The organism is Paeniglutamicibacter sp. (assembly GCF_046714615.1).
Classification (GTDB): Bacteria; Actinomycetota; Actinomycetes; order Actinomycetales; family Micrococcaceae; genus Paeniglutamicibacter.
Window position 1 is genome coordinate 1 of record NZ_JBKKAP010000053.1, and the last position, 3,874, is coordinate 3,874.

Sequence of the window (3,874 nt, forward strand, 5' to 3'; positions counted from 1 at the left end):
ATGGCGGGCGAACCGATCGGTTCGCCCGCCATCGGGCCTCTCTTGTTTCCCTTGCCGTCCCTTCGTCAGGCACCGGCCTCCGTGGTCTTGGGCCACCGCAGCAGCGCGGCAATGCCCACGCCGTCGGGCAGCACCCCCGCGGGCACGTACCGGATGGTGGCGTCGGTCAGTGCCGTGGCCCGCAGGAGCACCTCCGGCGCCGGCCAGGACCCGATGACGGAGTCGGCGTGTTCTTCCGAGTCCTCGCCGCAGAGCCACGGGTCGGCGTCCAGGGCAATGAGCGTCTCATCGTCCTGATACTGGCCCACCAGCACCGTTTCGGCCTGTGCCTGTTGCAGTGCCGCGACGACTTCGTCGAAGCCCAGGGCCAGTTCCGTCCGGCCGTTTCCACTGCGGTTTGCCACGCGCTCGGACAGTTCCTGCACGTCCCTGCCCAGGACCTCGTCGACCTGTTCCTGCACGGCTGCGGCAAACGCGGCCTGGTCCGCGCCTCCCGTGCGCGTGTGCTGCTCAAGGATGCTGGTGATGGGCTTGTTCGCGACCCCGAGCTTGCTGGCCACCAGTTCCCGGGCCTTGACGTCGCCCGCCAGCACGATGAGCTTCACGTAGTGTTCGCGGGCCAGCTCGTCGATCTGCTTGGCCAGCTCATCGGCATTGCGCCGCCAGATTTCCTCCGTCGAGGACTGGTTCTTGGGTTCGTCGTAGCGCCCCGGGACCTTCCGCGCGTGATGCGCCTCCTCCGGGTCCCCGGTGACGCCACGGCTGGCCTCGACGCCCTGGACCGCGGAGTGGTACAGCCGCACCTCGCCGCCGTCCCGGCCGGCCTCGGCCACCAGATAGGGGAATTGTCCACCGCGGGCCCGCGCCAAGGCCACCAGGTTCGGGAAGGGGCCGCAGTCGACATCTGCAACGTCGACCTTCAACCCGTCAATGATTTCGTCGACAACGACCTCGCCGTTGTTCACCGCCACAAAGCGGGCAACCGGTGCCGCATGTCCCCCGGCCGGCAACAGGGCTGCCTTCAGGGCGCCGATGTCCGTCTCCGAGGCCTGCTGCGAACCGAGCAGTTTTCCTACGTGGTCCGGGAGTGCGTCAACCGCTTCCTGTGCCGCGGTTGTTCCAAGCGAAACGTCTACGAGGGCGGTACACCACTGGCCCTCTCGACGGTAGAGCGAGGCGTCGATTCCTGTGGAACCTGCGCGTGATGCCATGGGGGAGCTCCTTCCCACGCGGGGAAGCCCGCGTGCCGATTCGAACCGTCTGCTCACCGTAGCACCGCAGGACGCCTTGCCGAAAGGGTCTGCTCAAAAGCGAATTCATTAGGTACGATGGTCCGATCAGCGCCCCCTGTCGGGCCGTCAGGACCCGCACCCGAACGCGCATGTCGACCCGCCTTTGGGTGCTTTCCCAGGGCCCGAGGAGGGCGCCGGCAACCACGGTAGCGGATGGCCGGCCCGATGGCCCCTTAGACCTGAGGCAAGCCGCGGGTGGGAACCCAGTAGCGCCTGGTGGGCCCGTCGGATGCCTCGATGACGTTCTCCAGCACTCCCCCGTTGGCCTCGATGGTGCGTGCCGATCCGACATTGTCGTCCCGGCAGGTCACCAGGGCCGAGTCGATGTTGCGTTGGGCCAATTGCGCCAGGGACAGGCGCAGGATCCCGGTGGCGTGGCCGCGCATGCGGTGCCCGGGGCGGACCGCGTAGCCGATGTGCCCGCCGACCGTGAGCAGGTGCTCGTTGAGCTCGAACCGGATGCAGGTCCTGCCCACCAGGCTGCCGTCGGCGAAGGCGCCCCAGAGTGCGGAGCGGACCCATCCGGGAGGCAGGCCAAGGCCCTGTTCGTGGGCCGCCAGCTGTTCGAGGTAGGACTCGAATCCCCGCCGGGACGAGTACCCGAGCAGGAAATCGAAGTCTTCGGCGTCCAGCTCGGTGCGCGCGTCAAGGGCGTCTGCGGCGTCGGCGCCGGTGAATGGTCGGATCTCAAGCATGCTTCGAAGGTTACCAGCAACCAACCCGCCGGCACGTGATGCGCAAACGGCCCGGCGTGCGCTTGGGCCCCGGGGTAATCCGGGATGGAAGCACGCACCGGGCCGCCGCGCGGCGGGACTATGCCCCTAGCACTCGATGACGTTCACGGCCAGGCCGCCCATGGCGGTTTCCTTGTACTTCGAGCTCATGTCCTTGCCGGTTTCGCGCATGGTGATGATGACCTCGTCGAGGGTGACGTGGTGCTGCCCGTCGCCCATCAGCGCCATCTTGGCGGCGTTGATGGCCTTGGAGGCGGCGATGGCGTTGCGTTCGATGCACGGGATCTGCACGAGTCCGCCGATGGGGTCGCAGGTCAGCCCAAGGTTGTGTTCCATGGCGATCTCCGCGGCGTTTTCCACCTGGTCAACCGTGCCGCCGAGGATCTCGGCGAGGCCGCCGGCTGCCATCGAGGAGGCCGAACCGACCTCGCCCTGGCAGCCGACCTCGGCGCCGGAGATCGAGGCCTGCTCCTTGTAGAGCACGCCGATCGCGGCGGCGGTGAGCATGAAGCGGACGATCACGTCCTCGCGCTCCTCCTGGTTCCAGTACTGGGCCCCGGGTGCGTAGTGGGTCGCGTAGAACATCACGGCGGGAATGATGCCCGCAGCACCGTTGGTCGGTGCGGTGACCACGCGGCCGCCGGAGGCGTTTTCCTCGTTGACGGCCAACGCCACCAGGTTCACCCATTCCTGCCAGTACACCGGGTCGCGGTCCTTGTCTTCCTTGGCCAGGCGCTTGTGCCATTCGGGGGCGCGGCGGCGGACCTTGAGCCCGCCGGGCAGCACTCCCTCGCGCTCCAGCGAGGCATCCTTGCAGTCCTCCATGACCTGCCAGATGTGCAGCAGGCCCTCCCGGATCTCCTCCTTGGAGCGGTAGACCTCTTCGTTGGCGGCCATGACCCCGGCAATCGACAGGCCCGAGGTGGCGCAGTGCTCCAGCAGCCTTGCCGCGGTGGTGAAGGGGTAGGGCTGCGCGTTGAGCGCATCCTCGAGGTTGGCAGCAAGCTTCTCCTCGGCGCCCTCGCGCACGATGAAGCCGCCGCCCACCGAATAATAGGTGTCCTCCGCCAGGACGTTGCCCTCGGCATCCAGGGCAGCCATCTTCAGGCCGTTGGTGTGCCGCGGCAGGATCGTGAGCGGGTGCTGGATCATGTCCTCGACCTTGTAGTCGATTTCCTTGCCCGCCCCCAGCGCCTTGCACAATTGCAGCTTGCCGGTTGCCGCCATGTCATCGAGTCGCGTATCGACCTCCGAAGGCAGGATGGCCTCGGGCTCGAAGCCTTCCAGGCCGAGCATGATCGCGGTGAAGGTTCCGTGGCCGCGGCCGGTGGCGGCCAGCGACCCGTAGACATCAACACGCAGCGAGGCGGTCTGCACGAGCTTTTCCTCGCGCACCAGCTTCGCGGCAAAGGCGTAGGCGGCGCGCATGGGTCCCACCGTGTGTGATGACGATGGCCCAATGCCGACGGTGAAAAGATCAAAAACACTGATAGCCATTGAACAAGCTTCCTTCGTAAGTACTGCTGCGGTGGTTCTCGATGGTGGACGGCGGAAACACGAGGCGTGTGATGCGCAACACGGCAGGCGGTGCAGAGACCGCGAGCCCGGGACCGTTCGGGTCCCGGGCTCGCAGCATCATGCATGGAGTCCGGGACTAGACCAGTTTGGCCAGATCCGGGTACAGCGGGTGGGCGTTGGCCAGGGCATGGACGCGGTCCTTGAGGGCCGCGAGCGTCGCCTCGTTCCCCTCCCGGGTGCCCGCGATGAGGGTCTCTGCGATGATGTCGGCGACCTCCACGAACGCGGCCTCGGAGAAGCCGCGGGTCGCCAGCGCCGGGGTGCCGATGC

General features: G+C 67.3%; 3 protein-coding genes and 1 pseudogene. All 4 read right to left on the reverse strand.

Annotated elements, in window-relative coordinates; genetic code table 11:
* Positions 1-65: 65 nt before the first annotated feature.
* Positions 66-1,211: a hypothetical protein gene (locus ACLQ7E_RS06000; RefSeq protein WP_411731663.1), complete on the reverse strand. Its 1,146-nt coding sequence runs from the start codon at positions 1,209-1,211 to the stop codon at positions 66-68.
* A gap of 254 nt (positions 1,212-1,465) precedes the next feature.
* The gene (locus tag ACLQ7E_RS06005; protein ID WP_411731664.1) at positions 1,466-1,987 is read right to left on the reverse strand and encodes a GNAT family N-acetyltransferase; all 522 of its coding nucleotides are present in this window, start codon (positions 1,985-1,987) and stop codon (positions 1,466-1,468) included.
* A gap of 126 nt (positions 1,988-2,113) precedes the next feature.
* Positions 2,114-3,523: an L-serine ammonia-lyase gene (locus ACLQ7E_RS06010; RefSeq protein ID WP_411731665.1), complete on the reverse strand. Its 1,410-nt coding sequence runs from the start codon at positions 3,521-3,523 to the stop codon at positions 2,114-2,116.
* A 157-nt stretch (positions 3,524-3,680) separates the two neighbouring features.
* Positions 3,681-3,874 (reverse strand): annotated as a pseudogene (locus ACLQ7E_RS06015) (serine hydroxymethyltransferase); the annotation flags it as partial.

What these genes read in the sequence shown, in the direction of transcription:
- ACLQ7E_RS06005 (WP_411731664.1), bottom strand. Translation starts at nt 1,987, where the DNA reads ATGCTTGAGATCCGACCATTCACCGGCGCCGACGCCGCAGACGCCCTT.
- ACLQ7E_RS06000 (WP_411731663.1), bottom strand. Translation starts at nt 1,211, where the DNA reads ATGGCATCACGCGCAGGTTCCACAGGAATCGACGCCTCGCTCTACCGT.
- ACLQ7E_RS06010 (WP_411731665.1), bottom strand. Translation starts at nt 3,523, where the DNA reads ATGGCTATCAGTGTTTTTGATCTTTTCACCGTCGGCATTGGGCCATCG.